This window comes from Microbacterium sp. KR10-403, from assembly GCF_040196215.1.
In the GTDB taxonomy this organism is placed as follows: domain Bacteria; phylum Actinomycetota; class Actinomycetes; order Actinomycetales; family Microbacteriaceae; genus Microbacterium.
Genome location: NZ_JBEGDC010000007.1, coordinates 84701 through 110072, shown reverse-complemented (window position 1 = coordinate 110072; position 25372 = coordinate 84701). Strand labels below are relative to the sequence as shown.

Sequence of the window (25372 nt, the reverse complement as noted above, 5' to 3'; positions counted from 1 at the left end):
CCCCTTCTGAGCGGCTCGAGCACCGCTCGAGCGTGACAGCAGCGGAAGCACGCCCGCGAGCGGGCGCGTTCGAGTGAGCCCCGAGGTGACGTCCCTCCCCAGGGGACTCCGGCGGCACGATGCCGTGGACGACACGGCCAGTTCGGTGCCGTAGCGGCGGGCGCTCGGCCCGCATCAGCGATAACGACACTGTGGTACCACCGGATCGCGTCATGTGCAAGACGTATTTTTTCCGGTGTGACCTGCCTCAAAAATGGCCACGATGGTGATGTATCAGGATGTCGCGACACCGCCTCTTCCTCGTTGAAGTGCGCACTGACGGGGGCACGCACCGGGGATGAGAGGTCGTTCCGATGGACGACGGGGCTCACGCATACAGACGAGGCGATGGCGCACGCGTGCCGCAGCTCACGGTGCTCTGCCGTCGTCCGGACGGGAACGATCCGGGCCGCGCCATCGACATGATCGGCGGCGTCGATGAGTTCTCGCGCCCGTGGCATCTTCCGCTGGAGGATGCCGTCGCCTACGCCGACCGCTCGGCGGCCCGCTTCGTGCTGCCCGCACCGGCGGGACGCCGCGGTGCCGACCCCGTTCCGCTGGAGGTCGCCACCTCGGCGAACGGCACGCGATACCTGCGTGCCGATGCCGGCCACGGCGCGCGCCTGGGCGATGTGCCGCGCTGCACGCACACCGTGCTGCTGCCGCCGATCCTGGACGGCGGGGGCATCCTCGGCCGTGCCTGCGCCGAGGCGATCGCCGAGCTGCGGGAACGCGATCCGGGCGCCCTGCCGTCACGACTCCAGCCCGGCGAAGCGGGAGCCCCGCTGCGGGTCGCCGCCGCACGCGCCCGCGACATCGTGGGCATCGCCGCCGTGCAGGCGCTCGCCGACACGCGTTCGCCCGACGACGAACCTCCCTCGGCCGTCGTCTGGCAGGACGGAGCCGATGAGCTGCTCGTGCTGCTCGACTCGATCCAGGTGACGACCGGCGACGGCACCGTCACGGTCACGGTGGACGTGGCGTGCGACGAAGTGCCCGCCACGCGCACCGGCGGACGCAGCCGCATCACGGTCGACCTCGTCGTCGGCACGGCGTCGCGCCCCACCGGCATGCTGGCCGCCGCGCCCGCTCCGCAGGGCGACGCGCTCATCGTGCAGCGCTGGGGCGATCAGCTCATCGCCCTCGCGTGGCGCGCACTGCTGGACGCCGCCTCCGGTCTGGGCGCGGCATCCGGCAGCGATTCCGACGGGCGACCGCTCATCCCGGTCGCCCTCACCGCCGCGGCGACCGGGCTCACCGTCGCGCCGCAGGCCCGCTTCGACGCCGACCGGTCCCGGGTGACCGCCGCCGGCCCGCTCGCGCGAACCGGAGGCTGACATGAACCGGCAGACCACTCGGACGGAGACCCGTCATGAGCGATGCGAACGACCTCCTCGGTGACCTCGGCGATCTCGCCACCGCCCTCGGCGTCTTCGAGGGCGACTGGTTCTCCGCGCCCGACCGCTACCTGAAGACGATCCTCACCGACGGCGATCAGCGCACGGGGCTGCTCGCCTTCCTCGGCGATGTGATCGGCGACGAGCGCGTCCACACGGAGGGCACCCGCACGACCCTGCGGATCTTCGAGAAGCCGCCCGTCTCGGTCGCCCTGACCCTCGACGAGCAGGACGACGGCGGTGTCGACCTGGGCGTGGCCGCATCGGTGGACACCGACCCGGCCTCGGCCACCGGCGCGCACGTCGACGTGCACGTGCCCGTCATCGCGATCGGCGGCAGTACGCCCGGGATGCTGCCCGGAACCGCCCGCGGACCGATCTCCGCGACCGTGCAGCTGGACCTGCCGGCCGGCACCTCGACGGCGGGCGTGAGCCTGACCGGTGCCGCGCTCGCCGTGATGATCCCGACCGACGGTGCCGGCGCCCCCGACGTCTCGCTCACGCTCCGCGGGCTGCGGATGCCGGGCGCCGCGCAGGCCGCCGACCTCGTGCTGGACCCCGCCGACGCGTCGGGCATCGAGCACGCGCTTCTGCAGCTCGTGCTCTCGCTCGTTCAGGCGCAGGCCGCCGGGCTCGCCGCCGCCGACCCCGCCCGAGCACTGGCCGGCATGCTCGGCCTCATCCCGGGTGACGGCGTGCCCGACTTCCCGATCGCCGACCTGCTCGCGCACGGCCCGAGCGCGCTCGCGTCGTGGTGGGCGCAGGCGCTGCAGGGCACGGCCGGCACCGCGTGGTTCGGCCATCTCGCGACGCTGTTCGGCGCCGGCGCGCCGACGACCGTCGACGGCGCCGTGGGCGTCGACCTCGCTCTGACCACGGACCTCGCGCTGCGCGTCGCCGTACGCGTCGTGCCGGGAACGGGCGGGATGCCGCGGGTCACCCCCGAGCTGTCGCTGCGGTCGACCCCCGCGACCGCCCTCACGTTCGCGCTCGACGTCGCTCCGGTCTCGCTCGACCTCTCGTCGGGCACGGCCGTCGCGCTCCCGCAGCTGCGGGTCGCGGCATCCGTCGACACCACCGGTCTCGTCGACACGGATGTGCCGCTGCCCGGCGGCGGCACCGTGCACCTCAAGCTCGACGGACTGCGCACGGGCTTCGCCCTCGACGCCGACCGCCGACCGACGCTCGTGCTGTCGGCGCTGGGCGCGCAGGTCGGCTCGTCGACCTACGACGTGCTCGACCTCGCCGACGCCGACGCGCTCGCGTCGGTCGGCGCACACGCCGTCGAGGCGGTCGCGGGCTCGCTGCTGGGCGCGCTCGGCGCCGCCGGCGACCTCGTCGCGGCGCTGCTCGGACCCGTCGACGGCAGCGTCGACAACCCGCTCGCCGCCCGGCTGCTCACCGACCCGATCGGCGCGCTGCGCGACGGGCTGCAGGCACTGCTGGCGGCGGGCTCTGCCCGCGTCATCCCGTTCCTCACCTCGCTGCGCGACGCGATCGCCGCACCCGCCGTGCAGGCGACGGGTGTCACCGGCACCGGCACGGGCGCCGATCCGTACCTCGTGCCGCTCACCGACGGCGTGGACCTCGCCGTCACCGTCGACGGCACCCGCGTGCAGGCCGCGCTGGCCGCCCGGCGCACGCACGACCTGCCGGCCGCGACCGGCATGCGGCTCGCGCTCGACGCGCGGGCGGCGCTGCTGACCGCCGACCTGGACCCGCAGCATCCCGCCGCCTCGTTCTTCACCGCGCTCGCCGTGGCACTGCAGGCCGAGCCCACCGGCGCCGGCCCGCTGCACCTGACCGCGGGCGACGTGACGCTGCAGGCCGCGAGCGTCGGGGCGCGTGTGCTCTGGACGCCCGCCGGCGGCGCGCACGTCGACCCCTGGGTGCGCGAGCCCGCGCTCACTCTCGACGGAACGACCATCGACCTCGCCGCGCTCGCCGGCGCCGGAGTCCTGCCCGGCGCCGGCGACCTGCTGGCACCCGCCGTCGACGCCGCGCACGCGGTGTGGTCCGCCGCGCTCGCTCCCGCACTGCAGCAGCTTCTGGCTGCTGCCCTCGATCGTGCGACCGCGGCGCTGCCATCCGACGCCGTGACGGCGGTGCGCGCACTGCTCGGCTGGGACGGCGCAGCCACCGTGCGCACGCTGTCGCTGTCGGCGCTCGTCGACGACGCCCAGGCCGAGCTGCGCCGGTGGGCGAGCGTGACGATCGGCGTCGACCCCGTGCAGCGGACGGTGACGGATGCTGCGGCACTGACCGCGGCCGTCACGACCCTCGCCGACGCCCTGGGCATACCGCTGCCCGAGGCCGCGGGACTGCGCGACGCTCCGTTCGCGTGGGCGCTGCCGGGCGTGCAGCTGCTGGCGGCCGTCGCGGGCTCCGACGTCGCGCGGCTCGCGAGCCGCGTGACCGGGACGTTCGCGGGCTGGAGCCCGGGCGACCCGCTGCCCGGCCCCGCGGACGTGCTCGCCGGCGTCGCGGCCGACGCGGGCGTCGACCCGCTGCTGGCCGATGTGCTCGCCGGACGCAGCCCCGGCGTCGACATGATCGAGGGGCTGGTCGCGCGGTGGACCGACACCGACGGCGTGCTCACGGTGGCGGCCGCGGCGGTGCCCGCCGGCGTCGCCGTGCAGCGCGTCGCGCATCTCGTGCACGGCGCACCGCTGCACGGCGCCGACGTGCAGGCCGCGTTGACGGCGGCGCTGGGCGCCCTGCCCGCGAAGATCGTGCTGGTCGGCGTCACGGCACCCGGGGAGCCCGAGCTGCTGCCGTCCGCGGGCGACGCAGCGATCGCGACCGACATCGACCTGACCGCGGCGGGCGTGCCCGCGGCATCCTTCGACCTTCCCTCCGCCGCGGTGAACGGCGTCACCGTCATACGGCTGGGCGGCAAGGCCGCCTGCACCGAGGCGACGATGACCGGCACGCAGGGGCAGGTCGCGCGCCTGCAGCGCGTGCTCGCCGCCCTCGCGCCGGCGCCCGGCGTGCTCGTCGTCGCCGGGGGAGCGGCGGGCCGCATCGCCGCCGCCGCGGCCGCGGGCACCGCCGTCGACCGGGTCGTGACCGTCGGCGCGCCGTGGAGCCCGGTCTCGCTCGCCGACGTCGACTCCGGTCCGACCGCCGAGGGCGTGCGGATGCTGCGGGCGCTGGCGGGACTCATCGACACCGGCACGACACTGTCGGACGACGCGGCGCACGGCCGTGCGCTCGTCGACGCGCTGCTCGCGCGCGACGGGCGCGGCGACCCGCTCACCGAGCTGTCGGCCGACGGGCTCGGCGTGCCGGCCGGGGCCGTCACCGCCCTGGTCGGGCAGTTCACCGAGGCCGAGGTGCGCACCGCGATCACGGCGCTCGTGCGCGAGACGCTCACCGCCCGCACCGCGGCGCGGGCGGCATCCGCCGTCGCGGACGAGGCCGTGTCGGCGCTCGGACTGCGCGTGCCCCTGGAGTGGGGGAGCGCGCCCGGCGGGCTGCGGGCACGGCTGGAGACCGACCTCGACCTCGCAGCCCTCCCCGCCGTACTCACCGGCGACGCCGCGCCGCCGCGGCAGATCACGCTGCGCCTGCGGCTGTGGGGCGACGGCCGCTGGCTCGTCGGCGGCCCCGACCCCGCGCGCGCCGCGGGCCCGCGGCCGTTCGCGCTGCGTGCGCTGACCCTCGAGGCCACGGTGCCGCTGCCCGGATCGCAGACCGCGCCGCGCGGCCGGCTCGTGCTCACGGAGGCCGCGATCTACGGCGTCACCCGCACGCAGTGGGTCATCGACCTGTCGCAGACGGGCGCCCTGCTGCCCGAGGTGCGTGCGCTGCTGAGCGAGGTCGCGGCGGATCTGGCGGCACAGACGGATGCCGCCGCCGGCGCCGTGCGCGACCTGCTGAGTGCGCTCGGCCTCATCGACACCGGCGGCTTCGACGCCACGAGCCTCACGAACCTGCTCACCGACCCGCGTGCGGTGCTCACGACGGTGCTTGCGGATGCGACGCGTGCGACGAGCCTGGCCGCGGCCCTGCGCGCGGCCGCCGGCGACACCCGCCCCGACGCCGGCACCACCGTGCAGCTCGGACCGGTCACCGCCGACCTCGCCACACGGACGCTGCAGGTCTCGGCGGCCGGCGCCGGCCTGACGCTGTCGGGCACGCTCGGCGCCGACGGCGGCGACCTCGCGCTGACCGCCCGGATCGCCGCGGGCTGGGGCGTGACGGCGGGCCTGCACGTCGACCCCGGCGACCACGCGCTGTCGATCACGGCCGGGCTCGCGCCCGACGCCTACGGCGACCCGCTGCCGCTGTGGCCCGCGCCCGCCGACCTGCCCGCGCGGCTCGTCGCGCTCGCCGTCGACCTCGCGCGCGACACCGCCCTGCGCGTCGGCGCCGACGCGCTGCGCACGGCTCTGGCGGCCGCACCGACCGCCGCCGGTGTCGTCGACGCCGTGCTCGACGCCGCGCGGCTGCTCGCGCCGCCGGCCGCCGACGGCTCGCGCGCGCTCGTCTGGCCACGGCAGCTCATCGCCGACCCGCGGGGCTGGCTGGCGGCCGCGACCGGCGGCGTCGCGGCCGCCGTGCCCGCGCTGCTCGACGCCGTCGCCGCGGCGGCCGGGCTCGACGCCGTGCCGGGCACGCTCACCCTCGCGCCGGGGGTGCGGCTGGCGGCATCCGCCGCCTCCGGCACGCTGCACACGTCGCTGGCGGTCGATGCGAGCGCGTTCGGGGGCACCGTGCCCGCCGTGACCGTGGCGGTGCAGGCGGGCGTCGATCTTCCCGCGTCGGGAGCGCCCTCGCTGCATGCCGATCTCGCGATGGGGGTGGATGCCGGGGCCCTGGCCGTCACCGTCGGCACCGACGTCGGCGGGGCGGGCGTGGGCGCGGCGGTCGAGCTGCGCCCGGCGCACGCGGCCGTGATCCCGCTGTATCCGCACGGGTCGCTCTCCTCGGTCGGTGCGACCGCCGCCGCCGCGACCGTCGCGGCGCTGCCGCTGCTGCTGAACGCGCTGGCCGCGCACGACCCGGCGGGCTCGCCGGCGGGCGCGCTGGAGATCGCCGCGCGCGCCGTCTCGCGGGTCGGCACGGCGCTGGGCCTCGCCACCGGCACGCCCGCGGTCTTCTCGGCCGACGCGCTGTCGGCGTTCGCCGCCGCCCCCGCCGGCGCGCTGCAGGCCGCGGCATCCCATCTCGTCGGAACCGGCCTGCAGACCCTCGTGGAGGCCGTCGCCGGCCTCACCGACGGCCTCGCGGCGTTCCACGTGACGCAGGCGGCGGGGGCTCTGACGTTGACGATCGGCGCGGTGCCGCGCACCGCCGCGCTGACCTGGAACCCGGCCGGCGGTGTCGTCTCGGTCGCCGTCGGCATCGGCGACCTGCCCGGCATCGGCGCCGTGCACGCGTCGACGGCGGTCGGCACGACCGGGCTGCAGCAGCTCGACGTCACGGTGGGCCCGATCGAACTCGACCTCGGCGGCATCCCGGTGCGGCCGTTCGCACGCGCCGCGTGGCGGCCGGCGGGCGTGATCGTCGACGTCGGCCTGTCGACCGCGGGCGATACCCGGGTCCTCGCGCACGCGGCGATCCCCGGCGGCATCACCGTGACCGCCGAGTCGGGCGCGATCGACGCGGCGACCGCGCTGGATGCCGCGGGCCTGGCCCGCACCGCCGTGCAGCTGGTGTTCGAGCCCGCCGTCGACGTCGTGCTGCACCTGCCCGACGTGCAGACGCTGCTGTCCCGCACCGTGCCGGGCTCGGCCACGACCGTCGGCCAGCTGCTGGCGACGGCGGGACTGGTGACCGGCACCGGCCCGTATGCGCTCACCCCCGTGCTCGTCGACGCGCTCGCCGACCCCGCGAGCCTGCTCGGCCACCTGGCCGATCTCGTGAAGGCCGCGGCATCCGCCCTTCCCTCCGTCTCGGTCGCCGGACTCACCGTGTCGCTGGCGACCAGCCCCGCGCTCGGCATCACGATCGCGCCCGCCGGCGACGGGTTCACGCTGACGGGCGACGCCGACCTGCGCGTGCGCCTCGTCGCCGACGCCGACTGGATCGGCGGCACGCCGGCCGGCATCACGATCACGCTCGCCGACCTGTCGCACGGCGTGCAGTTCACCCCCGGCCTCGTCGTCGGCGGCGTCGGCGTGCACATCGACCGGCAGTCCGGCCCGCTGCTCGACGCCGGGCTGCGCATCACCGGGGTCACCCTGCTCGGCTACGCGGCGGTCACGCCCGCGGGCGTCGGCGGGGGCGCGAAGGTCTCGCTCGACGGCATCGGCCTCGATCTGGGCGGCGCCGGGGCGAACAGCGGCGGCAACCCGGTGGCGTCGGGCGTCATGCCCGCCGGCGGCGACGGCGAGAACGCCCCGAAGCCCGCGTTCAGCCCGGGGCTCGAACTCGTGAAGAAGCCGGCCTCGCCGCTGTCGGTGAAGGTCGTGGTGGGCACCGTGGCCGGCCCCTGGTGGCTGACCGTGCAGCGCGCGTTCGGCCCCATCTACCTCGAGCAGGTCGGCCTGGACGTGCGCAGCGGGCAGACCGGCATCGCATCGGTGAGCGTCATGGTCTCGGGCACCGTCTCGCTGTTCGGGTTCGCGGCATCCGTCGACGGCCTCTCCCTCACCTACACGACCGGCGGCAGCATCTTCGACCCGTCGCAGTGGAGCGCCGACGTGGACGGGTTCGCGATCAGCGCGAACACCGGCGGCCTGCAGCTGGCCGGCGGCCTGCGCAAGTTCGAGACGGACCACGGTGGCGGCACCGAGATCGAGTACCTCGGCATGCTCCTGGCGCGGTTCGGGCCGTACGGGCTGTCGGTCTACGGCGGATTCAGCCGCCCGCCCGGCGCCGACTACCTGTCGATGTTCCTCATCGGCGGCGTGAACGGCCCCATCGGCGGCGTGCCGGCGTTCTTCGTCACGGGCATCGGCGGCGGCTTCGGCGTGAACCGCGGGCTGGTCATCCCCTCGGACATGTCGAAATTCGCGTCGTTCCCGCTCATCCAGGCGCTCGACTCGGGGGCACTCGCCGACGACCCGTTCGGCCAGATCGCGGCGATGCGCGGGTACTTCCCGATCCAGCGCGGCACGTTCTGGTTCGCCGCCGGCCTCTCGTTCACGAGCTTCGTCCTCGTGCAGGGGATCGTCGTCGTGGCGATCGAGTTCGGCAACGGCTTCGAGCTGTCGATCCTGGGGCTCGCGCGCATGCAGCTGCCGAACGCGTCGCTCACGCTCGTGTCGATCGAGCTCGCCCTGGTCGCGCGCGTGTCGTCGAGCGAGGGCGTGATCCTCGTGCAGGCGCAGCTGACCGACAACTCGTGGCTCATCGACAAGTCGGTGCGGCTGACCGGCGGCTTCGCATTCGCCACCTGGTTCGCGGGGCCGAACAAGGGCCAGTTCGTGCTGACGGTGGGCGGATACCATCCCGACTTCCACCACGACGGCTACCCGGTCGTGCCGCGGCTCGGACTGGACTGGAAGATCGGCTCGATCATCGAGGTCGTCGGGCAGTCGTACTTCGCGCTGACCAGCGAGGCGCTCATGGCGGGCCTGAGGGTCGAGATCACCGCGCAGCTGGGACCGGCATGGGCCGACATCGTCTTCGGCGCCGATGCGCTCATCTACTTCGACCCGTTCTGGCTCGACGCCACGGTCTACGCCTCGATCGACGCCGGCATCACGATCGACGTGTGGATCGGCGAGATCACGATCTCGGTGCACATCGGCGCGCGCCTCCAGGTGACCGGACCCGAGTTCCACGCCGTCGCGACCCTCGAGATCGGACCGGCCAGCGTCACGTTCGAGATCGGCGACGAGGGCGCGCACCCCGCGCTGCTCTGGCCGCAGTTCGTCGCGAAGTACCTCGAAGAGGCCGCCCCCGGCGTCGGACGGGCGCTGACGGCGATGACCGGGGCCGGCACGATCCCGCCCGCCGGCGGCTCGGACGGCGCCGCCTCCGCCCCCGACGGGCAGCCCGACCGCCCGTTCCGCGTGGTCGTGGAGTTCGACGCCGTCATCACCTCGACGGTGCCGCTGTCGGCCGCCGACACCGCGGTCGACGGAGCGGCGCAGGTCCCGACCGCGAGCCGGCAGCTGGGCGTCCCCGCGATGCAGGTCCCGCAGGTCGCACCGAAGCTGACCTTCGGCATCTACGCCCGCACGGGCGACGGCAGTCCGAGCGGCCCCGACCTGGCCGGCGGCGACGGGGTGACCGGCCGATTCGACACCGGCGACTTCCCGGTCGGAGTGTGGTTCCTCGAGCACGACGCGACGGTGCCCAGCGGTGACCTGCTGCATGCCGCGAACCGGCTGCTGCTGAGCGTGCGCGGTTCGCTGCCCGACGTGACGCCGCCCGAGGTGAAGTACCACCAGGTGGAGGTGAACGCGCACCGGCGCGTGCTGCCGCTGCTGCCGTCCGTGAACCCCGGACAGCTCAGTGCCGTGCGGGCGGGCGCCGCGGCCACCGCGAACGCGGTGGCCCAGCTGCGCGCCGCACACCCGGGCGTGTCCGACACGCTGCTGGCCGCGAGCGTGCTGCACACCCGCGGCGGGCTGAACCCGCTCGCCGTCGACGACTGGATGGCGCGGCTCGCCGCCCCCGTGCGGCTGGGCTCGCTCGGCGAAGACCTCGGGGTGCTCGCGGATGCCGCCGCCGTCGTCCCGGCGGCGCCCGCGGCGCCGGCCGCCCCGGTCTTCCGGCCGCCGCGCGTGCGGGCGCTGCTGGCCGCGACGGCGGCGTCGCCGGCGGTCACCGGTGTCGCGGCATCCCCCACCGGAACCAGCGTCTCGGCCGCGACGATCGAGCGGGTGCTCGGCGCCGGCACGCGCCTCGCGAGCCGGCGCGCCGCGCTGCCGATCGGGTTCGCGCGCGTGGGCATGATCCCGCCGCGCGTGCATCCGCGCACGGTGGCCGATGTCGCCGCCACCCTCGACGGCATCGTCCCCGCACGTCTCGTCCGCCCGGCCGCGGTCGCGGCCACGCGGACGACCGTCGTCGCGGCGCCGCGCGCGGCATCCCCCTCCGGCGGCGGCGTGAGCGCGGGTGGACGGCTCTCGACCGCCGACGCCGCCGAGCGGGTGAGCGAGGCCACCGCACAGCTCGCCGGCGACGGACTGCTGCTCGACGAGGGCGCGGTGGCCGTGCTCGACCTGCCCGACGGGCGCACCGACACCCGGGCGAAGCGGCCGGTGCTGCGCGCGAGCGGACTCGGCGCCCGCGTCGTCGTGCTCGGCGGCGGGGGAGTGCTCTCCGACACCTGGCTGCGGTCGCGGACCGGGATGCCGCTGCCCGTCGACACCCGGGCGCTCGTGGTCGTCGCGCAGGGCGCGCCGGCGGCCGCCGAGGGTTTCCAGGTCGCGGGCGGCTGGCGCGACTCCGACCGGCTGCCCACCGCCGGCGGCGCGGCGCTCGTCGCGCCGGGCTGCGTGGTCGGCGTCACCGGGCGCCTCGCGACCCGCGCCGCCGACACCGCACTGGCCTGGTCGACGCCGTCGGTGCTGACCGGCGACACGCTGCCCACGACGACCCGGTTCTCGCCGGCGGGCGAGGGGCGCGAGCTGCTGGCCGTCGCGGTAGGCCTGACCGGAACCGGGCTCGACGGCGTCGCCGTGACGTTCGAGGGCGCCGACCCCGTCGGCGAGCCGGCCGTGACCACCGACGTCTCGGGCGCATCGGTGGCGATCGTCGCCCTGGCGCGCTCCGACCCCGCCGCGCCGTTGCTCGTGCACGCGGCCGCCGAGCGCGACCGCGACGTCACCGGCGTCACCGCAGTCACCGGACCGGCGGGACGCGCGAACGACGCGGCGGCCTGGCTCGCCGCGGCCGTCGCCGCAGAGGGCTTCGACGGCCTCGCCCAACCGGTCTCGGCCGCCGGCATCGGCCAGACCCGCATCCGCTGGAGCGCATCATGACGGAACCTCAGGTCGGCTACTTCCGGCTCTACCCGCACTTCAACCTCACGATGACGGCCGGCGAGTACGTCCTGGACGCCTCGATCGACATGACCGTGCCGACCGCGACGATGGAACCGCTGCACGCCGCCGTCGACGTCATCGCCCCGCGGTACCGGCTGCCGCCCGACCAGGTGCTCTCGACGTTCCCGCCGGCCGGTTCCCGCGGCTCGTACGGGGCGCGCCTGCCGCAGATCGTGATCCGGCGGCGCACCCTGCCGTGGGAGCGCAACCCCGGCCGTCGCGCGGGCGATCCCGATCCGGTGCCGTGGCTCGCGCTGGTGCTGATCAGCGCCGGCGAGGGCACCATCGTCACGAACAAGCCCGTCGCCGAGTGCATCACCCCCGGCGTGACGATCTCCGACCCGACCGTGACCGACGCGGCGATGGGCGACTACCTCGAGGTGCCGCGCTCGGTCGTGAAGAAGCTCTTCCCCACGGTCGACGAACTGGCCCTGCTCGCCCACGTCCGGCAGGTCAACCTCGACGACACCGAGCTGGCGATGGGCGACGACGACGGCTGGATGTCGGTGGTCGTCGGCAACCGTCTGCCGCTGGCGCAGACCGAGGCGGGCGGCGCCGGCGTCAGCTACACCGTCGCGCTGGTCAACCTCGAGGGGCAGCTGGGGATCCTCCCGAAGCCGAGCGATCACGACCCCGACGACGAGCTGAAGCTGTACGCGCCGCTGTTCGACATCGGCGCCTACGCGAGCGTGCTCACCGCGCAGCCGCTCAGTGCTGACGCGGCGGCGGCCGGCGCGGCGGCGGCCGCGGCATCCACGTCCCGCTCCGCCTCGTATGCGTCGGCGCTGGCGGGCACCGCCTGGGCGGCGGGGACGGCGAAGGATGCCGCCGCCACCGTGCGCGTGAAGGCCGACGAGCCCGTGCCCGACGCGCATCGCCAGCTGCTCGGGATCATCGACATCCCGTACGCGCTGCTGGAGCCCACCTACCGGTTCCCGGTGCTGACCAGCTGGTCGTTCACCTCGGAGGGCGACACGACGTTCGAGACGCTGGCCAACGAGGTCTCCTCGCGCCTGCTCGGGTACGTCGCGCACGGGCCGGAGCTGCCCGACGGCGGCGTCGACCCGTCGCCGCCGGCGCCGACGAACGCGGTCACCGAGCCGCCGTCGCGGCCGCTGCCGCTGGTGACCGCGACCGGGCACGTCGTCACGGCGTACCGCACGCGCATCGGCGAGGCGCTCGAGGCGTACTTCCGCGGTGCGCTCATGCCGACGCCGTCGGTGCGCGACGGCGACGACGTCGATCCCGCGCACCCGCCGCTCGCGCACGCGGCCGACCAGCTGCGCCGGGTCACCCCCGACGGCCTGCAGGACCTCACCTACGCCGCGGCGTTCGAGATCGGGCGCCTGCTGGCGCTCTCGCGTCCCGGCGTCGTCGCCCAGCTGAACCGCTGGCGGCGCGAGCGCTTCGCCGACGCGGCGCACGCGGCCGTCACCGGCGCGATCGGCGGCCGGTTAACCGGCACGCTGAAGGGGGTGTTCGACCTGCCCGACCCGCTGGCAGCGGTGGCGCTGCATCCGCCGACCGCGCCCGAGCCCGTGAGCGGGCGGCAGATGGTCCGGGGGCTGCTCAGCGTGATCGCCGACGCCGCCGGTGCGGTGGCCTCGCCCCGCCCGCCCGCTCCGGCCGGACACGCCGTCGACGACGTCCAGGTGCTCGCGCACGCGCGCGGCACCCGGCTGGCGGCCGGCCTCGCCCTGCCCGCGGGCGTCGATCTCGCCGCCGACCTGCAGACCGTGGCCGCGACGCTGCGGGCGGCACCGGTGACGACGGCCGCGGCATCCGGCGATCTGACTCTCGCCCGCGCCGCGCTCGAAGAGGCCGCCGCAGCGCTGGTGGATGCCGCATCCGCCCTCGACGCCGGCGACATCGCCGCGGCCGACATCATCCGGAGGCTGTCATGATCACGGGACTGAAGGCCGCCGCACAGCTGCAGGCGACGATCGCGGCGGTCGCCGCTCTGGTGGACCGCATGCCGGTGCAGGAGCCCACCGCCGACGCCCCCGACCCGCACCCCTTCCACACGCCGCGCGAGCTGCGCATGTGGCTTGCGCACCTGCGGCTGCTCGAGTCGGTGCCGTTCAGCCACCTCGTGGCCGATGCCGAGCTGTTGCCGCCCGAGAGCATCCGGTTCTTCCACCTCGACCGCGCCTGGACCGACGCCCTGGTCGAGGGCGCGCTGTCGGTCGGCACCGTCACCACCGGCGACCGCGCCACCCTCGCGGCGCTGTACCCCGTCGTGCGCGAGGAGATCGACGAGTCCGAGCGGCTCGTGCGACTGCCGGGCTGGACGGCCGGACAGGAGGCGCCCTCGGGACCGGCAGGCCCCGTGACCGGATTCGTGCTGCGATCGCGCATGGTCTCGGGCTGGCCCGCGATGAGCGTGCGCGGGTATGCGAGGGACAACCTCGCGCTCTCGCCGAAGCAGGACGACGACCTCGACGTCGACGCCGGCGGCGACGCCGCCATGGGCAAGCTGCAGATCCTCCGCATGGAACGCCTGGCCCCGGCCGTGCTGCTCGTGCTGTTCGACGGCGTGCCGGCGGTCGTGCATCTCGAAGAGCCGCGCGCCGGTGTGCAGTTCGGGTTCCATCAGGTCGGCGACACCAACCGCATGGAGGTGCACACGCGCAGCATCGAGGACGGCACGCGCGCCGTGAGCGCGACCGACACCGTGCCGGTGCCGTACCGTTCCGGGGTGCCCGGGGTCGTGCACGTGCACGAGCTCGCGCAGCGGCTCGTCGAGAAGCCGCACCGCGTGACCGAGCAGAACCCCACGGGACGGATGGATGCCGCGGTCTTCGCCGTCGAGCTGCTGCAGTTCCCCTTCCGCTCGGTGTACGGCGACCAGACGCTCACCCCCTCCGGGGGCGGCATCGACATCGGCGACCTGTTCCTGCCCACCGTCACGTTCGACTTCCTCGCCGATCGGTTCGAGCACGGGCCGGCCGCGTACACGTTCCCCCGGGAGGTGAACCCGTGATCTACAACGCGAAGGCGACCGGGGCGGCGATCGCCTCGGAGGCGTTCTCCGTCGTCAACCGGTTCGGAGCCGACATTGCCGCGCAGGTGGCGGACTGGTCCGACACGCTGCTGCGCGAGCCGCGCGTGTGCGTGCCGATCGACGTGCAGGCGCTCGCCGTGGCCGACGACGACCCCGCCGACGCCGGCGTGCCGCTGACCGGCCCGCTCTCGCCCGGATGCGACGCCGGGGCCGACGCCGCGATCGCCGACCGGCAGGCGTCGCTGACCGGCCCCGAGGCGTTCGCCGATCCGACGCCGCGGGATCCCGGCGCCCACCTGCACTGGGCGCTGCCCGATGCGCTGCTGACCGGGCACGTCACCGAGGGGTCCGCCGACCTCGGGCTGCCGGCACTGCCCGACCGATGGCTGGTCGTCCGCCTGCTCGTGCCTGCCGACGGCACCCTCGCGCACACCCGCGGCTGGATCGTGGATGCGCTCACCGGCGCCGCGTGGGACCTCGGGCAGACCGGCGGCGACGCCCCGGCGCGCACCCGCGCGGTCGACGCCTCCGAGCTCGACGGCACCGCCGGCGGCACCCTCACCTGGACCGCCGGCTACGACGCCGCACGCGGACGCTTCACATTCCACGACCCGCAGGACGACATCGCCGCCGACCCGACGCTCGGCGGGGCGCTGCCCGGGGGCATCGCCGGCGGGCGCGCCACCTACCTCGTCGTCGGCTGGTGGACGACACCGGCGCTCGATCCGCTCGACCGCGTGCACGGCACCAACGCGCTCTCCCGGCGGCTCGAAGAGCTGGGGTGGGCGCTCGAGCGCGGCAGCGCGGCGACCGCCGCGGGGACCGCGGAGGCGGCATCCACCCCTCCCTCTCCGGTGCGCCAGACCGCCGAGCGCTTCGCGGGCACCGTGCGCGACCGCGTCGACACCGTGAGCCTCGCGGCCGGTGTGCTGGGCGGGCGCGGACTGACCGAGGCGACCTACATCGAACCGGTGCGGCCGGTGCGGCCGCCGGCCAGCACGCTGCTGCACGGCTGCGTCACCGGCGTGCCGGTGCGGGTCGAGGGCATGGCCGGGCGCATCCGCGGCGGCGACCTGCGGCCCGACCCGTCGGCCGTGGGCGTGGCCCTCGGCGACGACCTGTACGACGCGATCGCCGCCCTGACCGCCCGGGTTCTCGCCGCGGACGGCACCGACGCCCAGCGTGAGGCCACCGAAGACCTCGTCGCCGCGTTCGTGCAGAGCGCGCTGCCCGATCTGCAGACGGCCGACGGGGCCGCCGAGATCGACGAGGGCGTGCACGCCGGCGGGTTCACCCGGGTGGCCTCGACGCGTCCGGGGATCGTCGACCGCCTCGTCGACGGCGGGGTGGCGGTGCCCGGTCCCGGGCGGCGCATCGGCAGCACCGGTCCCGACCGGGTGAAGACGACGCTGCCCGACCGCGCCGTGCTCGCGTTCGCGACGGGCGCGTCGCCGCTGCTGTTCGCGAAGGGGACGGCGATGGATGCCGCGGCCGCCGCGTCCGCGCGGGCGAGCACGCCGACGGCGGCCGGGTCAGCCGGGTCGGCCGGGTCGGCCGGGTCGGCCGGGTCGGCCGGGTCGGTCGGCAAGTACGCGGCCTTCGCCCACTTCGACCGCGCCCGGCTGTTCGCGGGAGCCGCGTCGTCGGTCGCCTCGGCCGCCGGCCGGGCCGCCGCGTCGGGCGGCACGAGCCGGCCCCGCCCGGCGGCGACGGCGAACGCGCAGGTGCGCGAGGTGACCCGACCCGACCCCGGCTACGCGTTCCCGAGCGATCCGTATGTGCTCGTGCGCGGCGGCGGACGGTCGTCGCGGTTCGGCGGCGACGGGCTGTGGCGGCCCGACGGCAGGCTCGACGTGCGGCATCCGTCGCAGCTCTGTCCCGACCTGCCGGGCGTGCTGCCCGGCGCCGCGGTCGTGGCGACGCTGCCCTCGGGCGCGATCCCGCCCGAGGCGACCGCATTGGCCCGCGAGGCTCTGCTCTTCTCCCCGCACGCCGCATCGTGGCTGGCGGACCGGGCGGCGGCGCGATCGAAGCAGGCCGGGTCGGGGCTCTCGCGCGCCGTGATCGCAGGCCGGATCACCGGCGAGCTTCTGCTGCGCTACGGGGCGAACGGCGCGTACCTGACCACCGAGGCCGTGCTGGCCGAGCAGGCCCCCGCGCCTGCGCCGTCGTCACTCGTCTCGCACGCGGTGCCGGCACCGCCGTTCTCGCGGGCCCGGCTGTTCGACGCGGCGACCGTCGAGGCCGCCGACGCGCTGCGGCTGCGCTCGCTGCTGCCGCTGCCACCGAGCCCGGTGGGGGTGACGGCCTGGGCCCAGCCGTGGAGCCCGGTGTGGCTGGAGTATCGCGTCGAGGTGTGCAGCGGACCGGTGGCCGACGGCACCGGGGCGCCGGGGGCGGTCACCACGCCCGGCGCCGTATCGGCGTGGGCGCTGGGGCTGGTCGATCTCGAACCCGCCGCGGAGCCCCCCGCCGACGTCGTGCGCACGGTCACCTCGCGCGTGCCGTTGACCACCGGCGTCGCCCGGGCGTTCGGCGGGGCCATCGACACCTATCTGAAGGCCGAGGCCGAGCGCGACGTGACGGCCGCCGACGATCCGCTGCAGGGGCGGCTGTCGACACTCGCCGGGTTCGCCGACACCGCCGACCTGGCCGGGGCGTCGCTCGACGGCATCCATCGTCGTCTCCTGGGACTGGCCGAGCGGACGCTCGTCGACGCGGACTCCGGCGGCACGCGCGTGCCCGAGACGCCCGTCGACGACCCGCTGCTGCTGACGGCGGGGCGGCTGCGCGTGGTCGGGCTGCGACTGCTCGACACGTTCGGGCGCGTGCTCGCCCTCGACCCGGCGCAGGCCCTGGTGCCGTCGCGGCTGGCGCTGGGCGAGGGCGAGCTGCTGCGCCGCCCGCGGTTCACGGCGCCCACGCGCGTCGCGCTGCGCTTCGTGGATGCCGCCGCGCAGGCGCCGGCGGGCGCCGTCGACGCGCGGGTCGACGAGCAGGAGCCCGCGAAGCAGGTGAGCCCGGTGTGCGGGTTCCTGCTGCCGGATCACGTCGACGAGTCGATCGAGGTGTTCGGACCCGACGCGACCCCGCTGGGCGAGCTGCTCGTCACGGGGGCGGTGGGCACGACCGGCGGCGGCGTCGTGTGGGAGCCGGCGCCCGGCCGTCCGGTGCCGCCCGATGCGGCGCCGAGCGTCGGGCTGCTCGACGACGAGGCGCAGCTAGGCGCGTTCGCGACCGGGATCGTGCGCGCCGACGCGTCCGCTCGGGACGGCGAGCGCGGCGCCGGGGGAGTGGGCGACCAGGAACACGGCGAGGGACCGACCGAGTCGGCCCTGAACGCGCTGCTGCGCTGCATCGACCAGACGCTGTGGATGGTCGACCCGACCGCCGCGGCGGGCTCGGCGCAGCTCGCGTCGATCGTCGGGCTGCCGATCGCGGTGGTGCGCGCCGTGCTGCAGGTCGACGTGTCGGACGACCTGGGCGATCTGACGATGGATGCCGCCACCGCCGCCGCCCGCATGGCCGCGTACGACGCACTGACGCAGGCGGGCGTGCGGGTGCGGCTGGGCGAGCTCACCCGCTCGGACGACGGGCTGCTGGCCTGGTTCGCCGACGACGACTACACGCGCGTGCACCTGGTCGACCGGACGATCGCCGAGGAGGCGCTGCCGTCGGGGCCCGGCCGCGGCGTGCTGTCGGGGTGGGGCGTCGACGTCACGGCGCTCCCGCCCGAGCCCGTGCGGCATCCCTACATCTCCGAAGACGCCGAGATCGTGGTGCGGCCGGGGGTGCCGCGCATGCTGACGCTGCTGATGACACCGGGTGCGGCCGTCTTCCACACGAGCGGCATCGTGCCGCGCGGGCGGGTGCAGCTGCAGCGCGCCTGGTTCACGCCCGCGGTCGACCGGCTCGTGCCGAGCGTGCGGGTGGGGCCGGTGCTCGTCGACCCGGGCGACGTGCGGCTGCCGCTGGTGGCGGCGCTCGGCGAGCACCAGAGCCTCACCGTGCGCGAGGGGCCGACCGCGTGGCGCAACGACGCGATCCTCGCGGCGACGCAGTCGGCGCTGCTGCCCGACCGGGCGACGGTGCTGCGGGAGGGGTGGATCCGGGTGACGCCCGGGGAGGACGACGACCGGCGCTGACGGGTGGCAGACTGTCCCCTCGTGAAGATACGCATCGTCGGCACGTCAGGGTCGGGCAAGTCGCGCCTGGCCGCGCGCGTCTCGACGGTGCTCGGCGTGCCGCGGTTGGAACTGGACGCCGTGTTCTGGGATGCCGAGTGGACCTTCCGCGACCTCGACGAGGCGCACCGGATCATCACGGAGTTCGTCGCGGCGCACCCGGAGGGCTGGGTGATGGACGGCAACTGGACCTCGCGCCTGGGCGATCTGCTCGACGGACCCGCCGGCCCCGACGTCACCGCCTGGATCGACCACTCGCGGCTGCGGACGCTCGGGCGGGTGGTGCGGCGCACCCTGCGGCGGGCGATTCTGCGCGAGGAACTGTGGCACGGCAACCGCGAGCGGCCGGGCACATGGCTCAAGCGCGATCCCGACGAGAACATCGTGCTGTGGTCGTGGACGCAGCATCCCGTCGCCCGCGCGCAGTACGTGCAGCGCATCGCCGACGGAGAGCCGATCGTGCGGCTGCGCGGGCAGCGCGACGTGGATGCCTGGATCCGCGCGCTGCGCGACGCCACCGCCCCGCAGCGGGGTTAGCCTTGCGGCGTGAGTGATTTCCGCTTCGCGAACGAGCCCGATGCGTCGCGCTACACGCTGCACCGCGGCGACGACCTGGTGAGCGTGCTCGACTACCGCGACGACGGACGCACGGTCGCCCTCACCCGCGCGTACACGGTGCCGCCGTTCCGCGGCAACGGCTACGCCGGCGAACTCGTCGACCGCGCGGTCGCCGACCTCGAGCAGCAGGGCGGGCGCGAGGTGCTCCCGGTGTGCTGGTACGTCGCCGACTGGTTCGCCGCGCACCCCGAGCACGGCGGCATCCTGCGTCAGCGCTCGGCGTCGTGAGCGTCTTCTGACGCGAAGGCGAGGATCCTCGTCGCGGCCTGCTCCGGATCGCGGATCATCGTCTCGTGGCCGTGACCGGGCACCTCTTCGCACCGGGCGCCGGGGATCGCCGCCGTCACCGTGCGCACCCAGGCCCGCGGGCACACCAGGTCGTCGGAGCCGCGCAGCACGAGCGTCGGGACGCCGATGCGCGGATAGACGTCTTCGGGGCGGTGCACGAGCATCGCGCGCATCTTGCGCCGCAGGTGCGGGCCGGCGCGCAGGTACTCGCGGCCGCCGCGCAGCACCACCAGCGGGCTTTCCACGGCGAGGTCCTGCGCGAGGTGCAGCAGCTGGCGGAGCGCGGTGCGGGCCGCGGAGTCGACGGTCGGGGCGACCAGCACGAGCCGCTCGACGAGCTCGGGATGTCGCACGGTGGTCTCGACGGCGACCTGAGTGCCCATCGAGTGTCCGATGAGCACGACGGGCGGCAGCGCCTGCGCCCGCAGGAACGCCGCGACGAGGTCGGCCGTGCGCTCCATCGTGAGCGTGCGTGCGGGCTCCGGCGCCTCGCCGTACCCGGGCTGATCGACCGCGATGACACGTCCGTGCGGGGCGAGCAGTTCAACCAGCCCGCGGAACACGCTGCGCCCCATGCCGATCCCGTGCACGAGCACGAACACGGGGGCGCCCGCGCCCTGCTGCTCGGCGACGAGCGAGGCTCCCGCGTACGTGAAGCGCGTCGGAGGCGGGCCGGATGACGCGGCCTGCGGTCCCCCGTCGAGTTCGTCCGCCATGCTCCGAGGATAGTTCGCGGCCGCACGAACCACCGGCGCCCGTCCGGCCGATGTCGCAGGCTCCGCCTACCGTGGAAGCATGCGGATCCTGCACACCTCCGACTGGCACATCGGGCGCACCTTCCACGGCAGCTCGACGCTCGCCGCGCTGCGCGGCGTGCTCGAGGCGCTGGTCGCCGAGGTGCGGGCGCGCGACGTCGACGTGGTCGTGGTCGCCGGTGATGTATTCGACTCCGCGACCCCCGCGGCCGACTGCTACACCGTGCTCACCGACACGCTCGCGGCCCTGCGCGACACCGGCGCCCGCGTGATCGTCACGAGCGGCAACCACGACTCGGCGGCGCGCCTGGGCTTCCAGGCGAAGCTGCTGCGTGACGGCATCCACGTCCTCACCGATCCCGCGGCGATCGCCGCCCCCGTCACGATCGCCGACGCCCACGGCCCCGTGCACTTCTACGGCATCCCCTACCTCGAGCCGGTGCTCGTGCGCCGGCTCTGGCCCGGCGTGCGCACGCAGGCGCAGGCGCTGTCGCACGCGATGGATCTCGTGCGGACGGATGCCGCGGTCCGCGGCGGCCGCTACGTCGCGGCCGCGCACTGCTTCGCCGCCGGCGTCGAGGCCACCCCGCATCTCGAGCGCGACATCCAGCAGGGCGGGCTCGACGTCGTGCCGCTGTCGGTGTTCGACGGGCCCGACTACATGGCGCTCGGGCACATCCACGGGCGTCAGGTGCTGTCCGAGCGGGTGCGCTACGCGGGCGCGCCGCTGCACTACAGCTTCGGTGAGCGCGACAAGCCCCGTGGTGCGTGGCTGGTGGAGATGGATGCCGCGGGCGCGGTCGAGACGGAGTGGATCGACCTGCCGGTGCCCCGGCGCCTCGTGCAGCTGACCGGTGCGCTCGACGAGCTGTTGACCGATGGGCGGTACACCGCCGACGAAGACGCCTGGGTCAGCGCCCGCTACACCGACACCGCGGCGCAGACCGACCCGATGCGGCGGCTGCAGCAGCGGTTCCCGTACTGCGCCGAGGTGCGCCACGATCCGGCGCAGCGCGCCGCCGCTGACACCCGCACGTTCACGGCGCGGGTCGCCGCGGCGGGCGCCGACGACGCGCGGCTCGTCGACGGGTTTCTCGCGCATGTGCGGGGCGGCGAGGGTGCGACCGACGACGAGAGTGAGCTCGTGCGCGAGATCATCGGCGAGCGCGCGGCGACGGAGGCCACGGCATGAAGCTGCACCGGCTCGAACTGGAGGGCTTCGGCCCCTTCCTGCAGCGTCAGACGATCGACTTCGACGCGTTCGACGACGACGGCATCTTCCTCATCGCCGGGCGCACCGGTGCGGGCAAGTCGAGCATCCTCGACGGCGTGAGTTTCGCCCTCTACGGCGGCGTGCCGCGCTACGACGGCGCCGCGAAGGGGCTGCGCAGCGACCACTGCCGCCCCGAGGACCGCAGCGAGGTCGCACTCGAGTTCACGGTCGCCGACCGGCGGTGGAAGGTGACCCGCTCGCCCGAGTACGAGCGTCCGAAGGCGCGGGGGACGGGCCTGACCAAGGAGGAGCACCGCGCCGTCGTCGAAGAGCTCGTCGACGGCGAATGGGTCGGCCGCGCCGCCAAGCCGCGCGAGGCGGCCGAGGTGCTCGGCGAGGTCCTCGGACTGAATCGCGAGCAGTTCCAGCAGGTGATCCTGCTCGCGCAGAACCGCTTCGCGCAGTTCCTGCTGGCGCCCGGCGGCGAGCGGCAGGCGCTGTTGCGCACGCTGTTCGGAACGCGCACGTACCAGGACTACGAGCGCGCCCTCGACGAGCGGCGCAAGGCGGCCGAGGCCGCGGTGGCAGACCGGGCGCGCGCGGTGGAGACCCTGGTGGCCGAGGCCGAACGGCTCGTGGCCGCGCACGATCTCGGCGGCGATGAGGCGGGGGCGTCCGCCGCCGTCGAGGTCACCGCGCCCGCGCTGGCCGATCGCCTCGCCGCCCTCGACCGTGCGCTCGAACGCGGCAGGTACCGCAGCGAGGTGCTCGAGGGCGCACGTGCCGAAGCGGTGACCGCACGCGACGCGGCCTTCGCCGCACACGAGAGCCTGAAGCAGCTGCATGAGAGCGCGCAGACGCGGGATGCCGCACGCGCCGCCCTGGCCGCGCTCGAGGCGCGGGCGGCCGAGGTCGACGCCGACCGTCGCACGCTCGAGGCCGCCCGGCGCGCCGAGGCGCTGCGGGCACCGCTCGAGGCGGCCGCGACCGCACAGGACCGCGCGGGCTCCGCGCACGGCGACGAGGCGCGTGCGCGCACCGCGTGGGAGAAGTCCGGGGGAGACCCCGCCGTCGATGCCGACACACTGACCGCGTTCGTCGACGAGCTGACCGGTCGGCTCGCGGTCTGGAGCGAGGCCGGCGCGCGTGAGAGCGCGCTGGAGGGTCTGCGCGCGCAGCACGAGGCGGCCGAACGCACCGTGGCCGACCTCGACGCGCAGCTGACGACGCTGGCGGCCCGCCGCGATGCGCTGCCCGCACGGCGCGCGGAGCTCGACGAGGCCCTGCGCGCGCACGAGGCGACGGCCGCCACCGTCGACGACGCGCGCTCGGCGCTGGCGGCTGCGACAGCGCGGCGGGATGCCGCGCGCGAGGTCGAACGGCTCGACGAGAGGCTGCGCGACGCCGAGAAGCAGAAGCTCGCCCGGCAGGAGGCCGCCACCGCCGCGGGCGCGGCCGCCGACGCGCTGCTGCGCCGCCGCGTCGAAGAACGGGCGGGCGAGCTGGCCGCGGGGCTGATCGAGGGCGCGCCCTGCCCGGTGTGCGGGTCGGCCGAGCATCCGCATCCGGCGCCGCGCGGCGATGCTCCGGTCACCGATGACGAGCTGTCCGCCGCCGACGCGCAGCGCGAGGCCGCGACCGCCCGCGCTCGCGAGGCGGGCGAGGCCCACGCGCAGGCGCTCGCTGCGCACGCCGATGCCCGCGCGCGGGCGGGCGGGCTCGAGATCGACGCCGCCCAGCGAGCGCACGACGAGGGCGCGCAGCGGCTCGCGACGGCCGAGGAAGCGGTCCGCGCCCGCGATGCACTCCGCGCCGAGCACGCGCAGCTCGAGGGCGGGTCGGCACGGCTCACGGCCGAGCTCGAGGGCGTGCGCGCACGCGTGGCCGCCGCTCAGGACGAGCGGGTCACCCTCTCCGAGCGGGTCGCGACGGTCGCCGCGGCCGTCGAACAGGCACGCGGCGACTTCGACTCCGTCGCGGCGCGCATCGCCGACGGCGAGCGACGGCGCGATGCGGCAGCCGCGCTCCGCGACGCGATCGCCGCGCGCGGTGCGGCCGACGACGCTGCGCGCGCGGCCGCGGACGACCGTGACCGGCGGGTCGCGGCATCCCGCTTCGATGACGCGGCCGCCGCCACGGTCGCCCTGCGGACCGACCTCGAGCGCACGCGCCTCGACGACGCCATCCGCGCCTTCGACGGCGAGCGCGAGGCGCAGCGCGTGCGACTCGTCGATCTTGAGATGCGTCTGGCGGGGGTCGACGATCCGCTGCCCGCGCTCGACGCCGGCGCGACCGCCCTCGCCGACGCACGCGAGGCCGCCGACGCCGACGCGCGCGCGGCGGCCGCGATGACCGCCGCGGTCGAATCGCTGTCCGGCCTGTCGGCCCGGGCGAGCACTGCGCACGCGCAGATCGCCGACCTCGAGGCGCACCGGCGGCTGGTGGCCGGTGTCGCCGACGCCGTGGCCGGGCGCAACGAACGCAAGATGGACCTGGAGACCTACGTGCTCGCCGCCGAGCTCGAGCAGATCGTCGCCGCGGCGAACCTGCGCCTCGACGCCATGTCGTCAGGCCGCTACCGGCTCGCGCACACCGACGCGCTGGCCGCGCGCAACGCCGCGAGCGGGCTCGGGCTCGAGATCGTCGACGCGTACACCGGCCAGGCGCGGCCCGCGCAATCGCTATCGGGCGGTGAGACGTTCCTCGCCTCGCTCGCGCTGGCCCTGGGCCTCGCCCAGGTGGTGACCGACCGGGCCGGCGGCATCCGCCTCGACACCCTCTTCATCGACGAGGGCTTCGGATCGCTCGACCCCGAGACGCTCGAGCTCGCCATGCGCACGCTCGACGAGCTGCGCGAGGGCGGTCGCACCGTCGGCGTCATCAGCCACGTCGAGGCGATGAAGGAGCAGATCCCGGCGCAGCTGGTCGTCGAGGCGGCCGCGCACGGGCCGAGCGCGGTGCGTCAGAGCGCGCTCGACCCGGCGTGACCCGCTACTGCTCGACGAGGTACTTCTGCGCCGACTCGAGGATGTCGCGCATGAAGCTCTCGGCCTGCTCCTGGCTGAACATGTCGCCGCTCGACGAGACCAACGTCTCGGCCTCGGTCGCGATGACATCGTCACCCAGCGAGTTGTACTCGTTCAGGAGGGTCGATCCGAGGAACACGAGCGTGTCATCGGAGTAGGCGGCGTCGATCGTGGCGTCGTCGACCGACGGCTCGATCTCCTTGAAGACCGCGCGGATCTTCGGGCGCACGTCGGCGAGGTAGGCGTCCTCGTCGTAGGTGCCGTCGGCCGGAGCCGCATTGTCATCGGTCGCGCTGTCGTCGGTCGTGCTGTCGTCGGCGGGCGCCGAGACCGCGCTCGACGGCGACGTGGCCGACTCGACCGCCGAGTTCACGGTGCCGATGAGCATCCACGCGATCGAGACGGTCAGTGCGAAGCCGAACACGATCCCGCCGACCACCGACACGACGAGTCCGGCGATGCCCAGGCCCTTGCCGCCCTGCTTGCGGCTGGCGAGGACCACGATCGACAGCACGAACGCCGCCGCCAGCAGCACGCCGCCGACGATCACGAAGATCAGGCCGATCGGGGCGAAGCCCACGCACGCGGCGATGAAGCCGACGACCGCGAGGATCAGCGCGACCAGCGCCAGCGTCTTCGGCCGGTTGTCGGGCTGCGGCGGCAGGCCGGGAACCGGCTGCCCGTAGCCGCTCGGCGGCACGGGCGCGTACGCGCCCGGCTGCCCCTGCGCGTAGGGCTGGGCGTACCCCTGCGGATACGCCGCCGGTGCGGGCGGGGGTGTCGTCGGTGCGGACGCGGGTGCGGGCGCGTCGGGTGCGGCAGGGGCCGGCGGTACCGGCGGAACGGCACCCGCCGGGGTGTTCGGATCGTGGGGAGTGGACACAGAAATCTCCAAGCA

At 75.5% G+C, this 25372-nt stretch carries 11 protein-coding genes; 9 read left to right on the top strand and 2 right to left on the bottom strand.

All coding sequences use genetic code 11. The features are described 5' to 3' along the window. Positions 1 to 398: 398 nt before the first annotated feature. The 7 genes from ABMQ42_RS16285 to ABMQ42_RS16255 are packed head-to-tail and all read left to right on the top strand — an operon-like array spanning position 399 to position 19420. On the top strand, positions 399 to 1376 hold the full coding sequence (locus ABMQ42_RS16285) for a hypothetical protein (protein WP_349724053.1): 978 nt from the start codon (positions 399 to 401) through the stop codon (positions 1374 to 1376). A 35-nt stretch (positions 1377 to 1411) separates the two neighbouring features. Then, the gene (locus tag ABMQ42_RS16280) at positions 1412 to 11323 is read left to right on the top strand and encodes a DUF6603 domain-containing protein (protein ID WP_349724052.1); all 9912 of its coding nucleotides are present in this window, start codon (positions 1412 to 1414) and stop codon (positions 11321 to 11323) included. Continuing rightward, the gene (locus ABMQ42_RS16275) at positions 11320 to 13290 is read left to right on the top strand and encodes a hypothetical protein (RefSeq protein ID WP_349724051.1); all 1971 of its coding nucleotides are present in this window, start codon (positions 11320 to 11322) and stop codon (positions 13288 to 13290) included. Before ABMQ42_RS16280 ends, ABMQ42_RS16275 begins: the two co-directional genes overlap by 4 nt. Beyond that, positions 13287 to 14369 carry a hypothetical protein gene (locus tag ABMQ42_RS16270; protein ID WP_349724050.1) on the top strand — a complete coding sequence of 361 codons (1083 nt, stop codon included), beginning with the start codon at positions 13287 to 13289 and terminating at the stop codon, positions 14367 to 14369. Before ABMQ42_RS16275 ends, ABMQ42_RS16270 begins: the two co-directional genes overlap by 4 nt. Further along, the gene (locus tag ABMQ42_RS16265; protein ID WP_349724049.1) at positions 14366 to 18535 is read left to right on the top strand and encodes a hypothetical protein; all 4170 of its coding nucleotides are present in this window, start codon (positions 14366 to 14368) and stop codon (positions 18533 to 18535) included. The genes ABMQ42_RS16270 and ABMQ42_RS16265 overlap by 4 nt, the downstream gene beginning before the upstream one ends. A gap of 21 nt (positions 18536 to 18556) precedes the next feature. Next, complete coding sequence (locus ABMQ42_RS16260) at positions 18557 to 19111, top strand: P-loop NTPase family protein (protein ID WP_349724048.1); 555 nt, start codon at positions 18557 to 18559, stop codon at positions 19109 to 19111. Between the two features lie 9 nt (positions 19112 to 19120). After that, positions 19121 to 19420 carry a GNAT family N-acetyltransferase gene (locus tag ABMQ42_RS16255; RefSeq protein ID WP_349724047.1) on the top strand — a complete coding sequence of 100 codons (300 nt, stop codon included), beginning with the start codon at positions 19121 to 19123 and terminating at the stop codon, positions 19418 to 19420. On the opposite strand, the gene ABMQ42_RS16250 is transcribed toward ABMQ42_RS16255, so the two are convergent. Beyond that, positions 19402 to 20196: an alpha/beta fold hydrolase gene (locus ABMQ42_RS16250; RefSeq protein WP_349724046.1), complete on the bottom strand. Its 795-nt coding sequence runs from the start codon at positions 20194 to 20196 to the stop codon at positions 19402 to 19404. The genes ABMQ42_RS16255 and ABMQ42_RS16250 overlap by 19 nt on opposite strands. Before the next feature lie 79 nt (positions 20197 to 20275). On the opposite strand from ABMQ42_RS16250, the gene ABMQ42_RS16245 reads away from it, so the two are divergent. Together ABMQ42_RS16245 and ABMQ42_RS16240 are read left to right on the top strand one after the other, a co-directional pair. Next, on the top strand, positions 20276 to 21427 hold the full coding sequence (locus ABMQ42_RS16245; protein ID WP_349724045.1) for an exonuclease SbcCD subunit D: 1152 nt from the start codon (positions 20276 to 20278) through the stop codon (positions 21425 to 21427). After that, complete coding sequence (locus tag ABMQ42_RS16240) at positions 21424 to 24435, top strand: AAA family ATPase (RefSeq protein WP_349724044.1); 3012 nt, start codon at positions 21424 to 21426, stop codon at positions 24433 to 24435. Before ABMQ42_RS16245 ends, ABMQ42_RS16240 begins: the two co-directional genes overlap by 4 nt. A gap of 4 nt (positions 24436 to 24439) precedes the next feature. Here ABMQ42_RS16240 and ABMQ42_RS16235 read toward each other — a convergent pair whose 3' ends face one another. After that, positions 24440 to 25357, bottom strand: a complete 918-nt coding sequence (locus ABMQ42_RS16235; RefSeq protein WP_349724043.1) for a DUF4190 domain-containing protein — start codon at positions 25355 to 25357, stop codon at positions 24440 to 24442. Positions 25358 to 25372 lie beyond the last annotated feature (15 nt).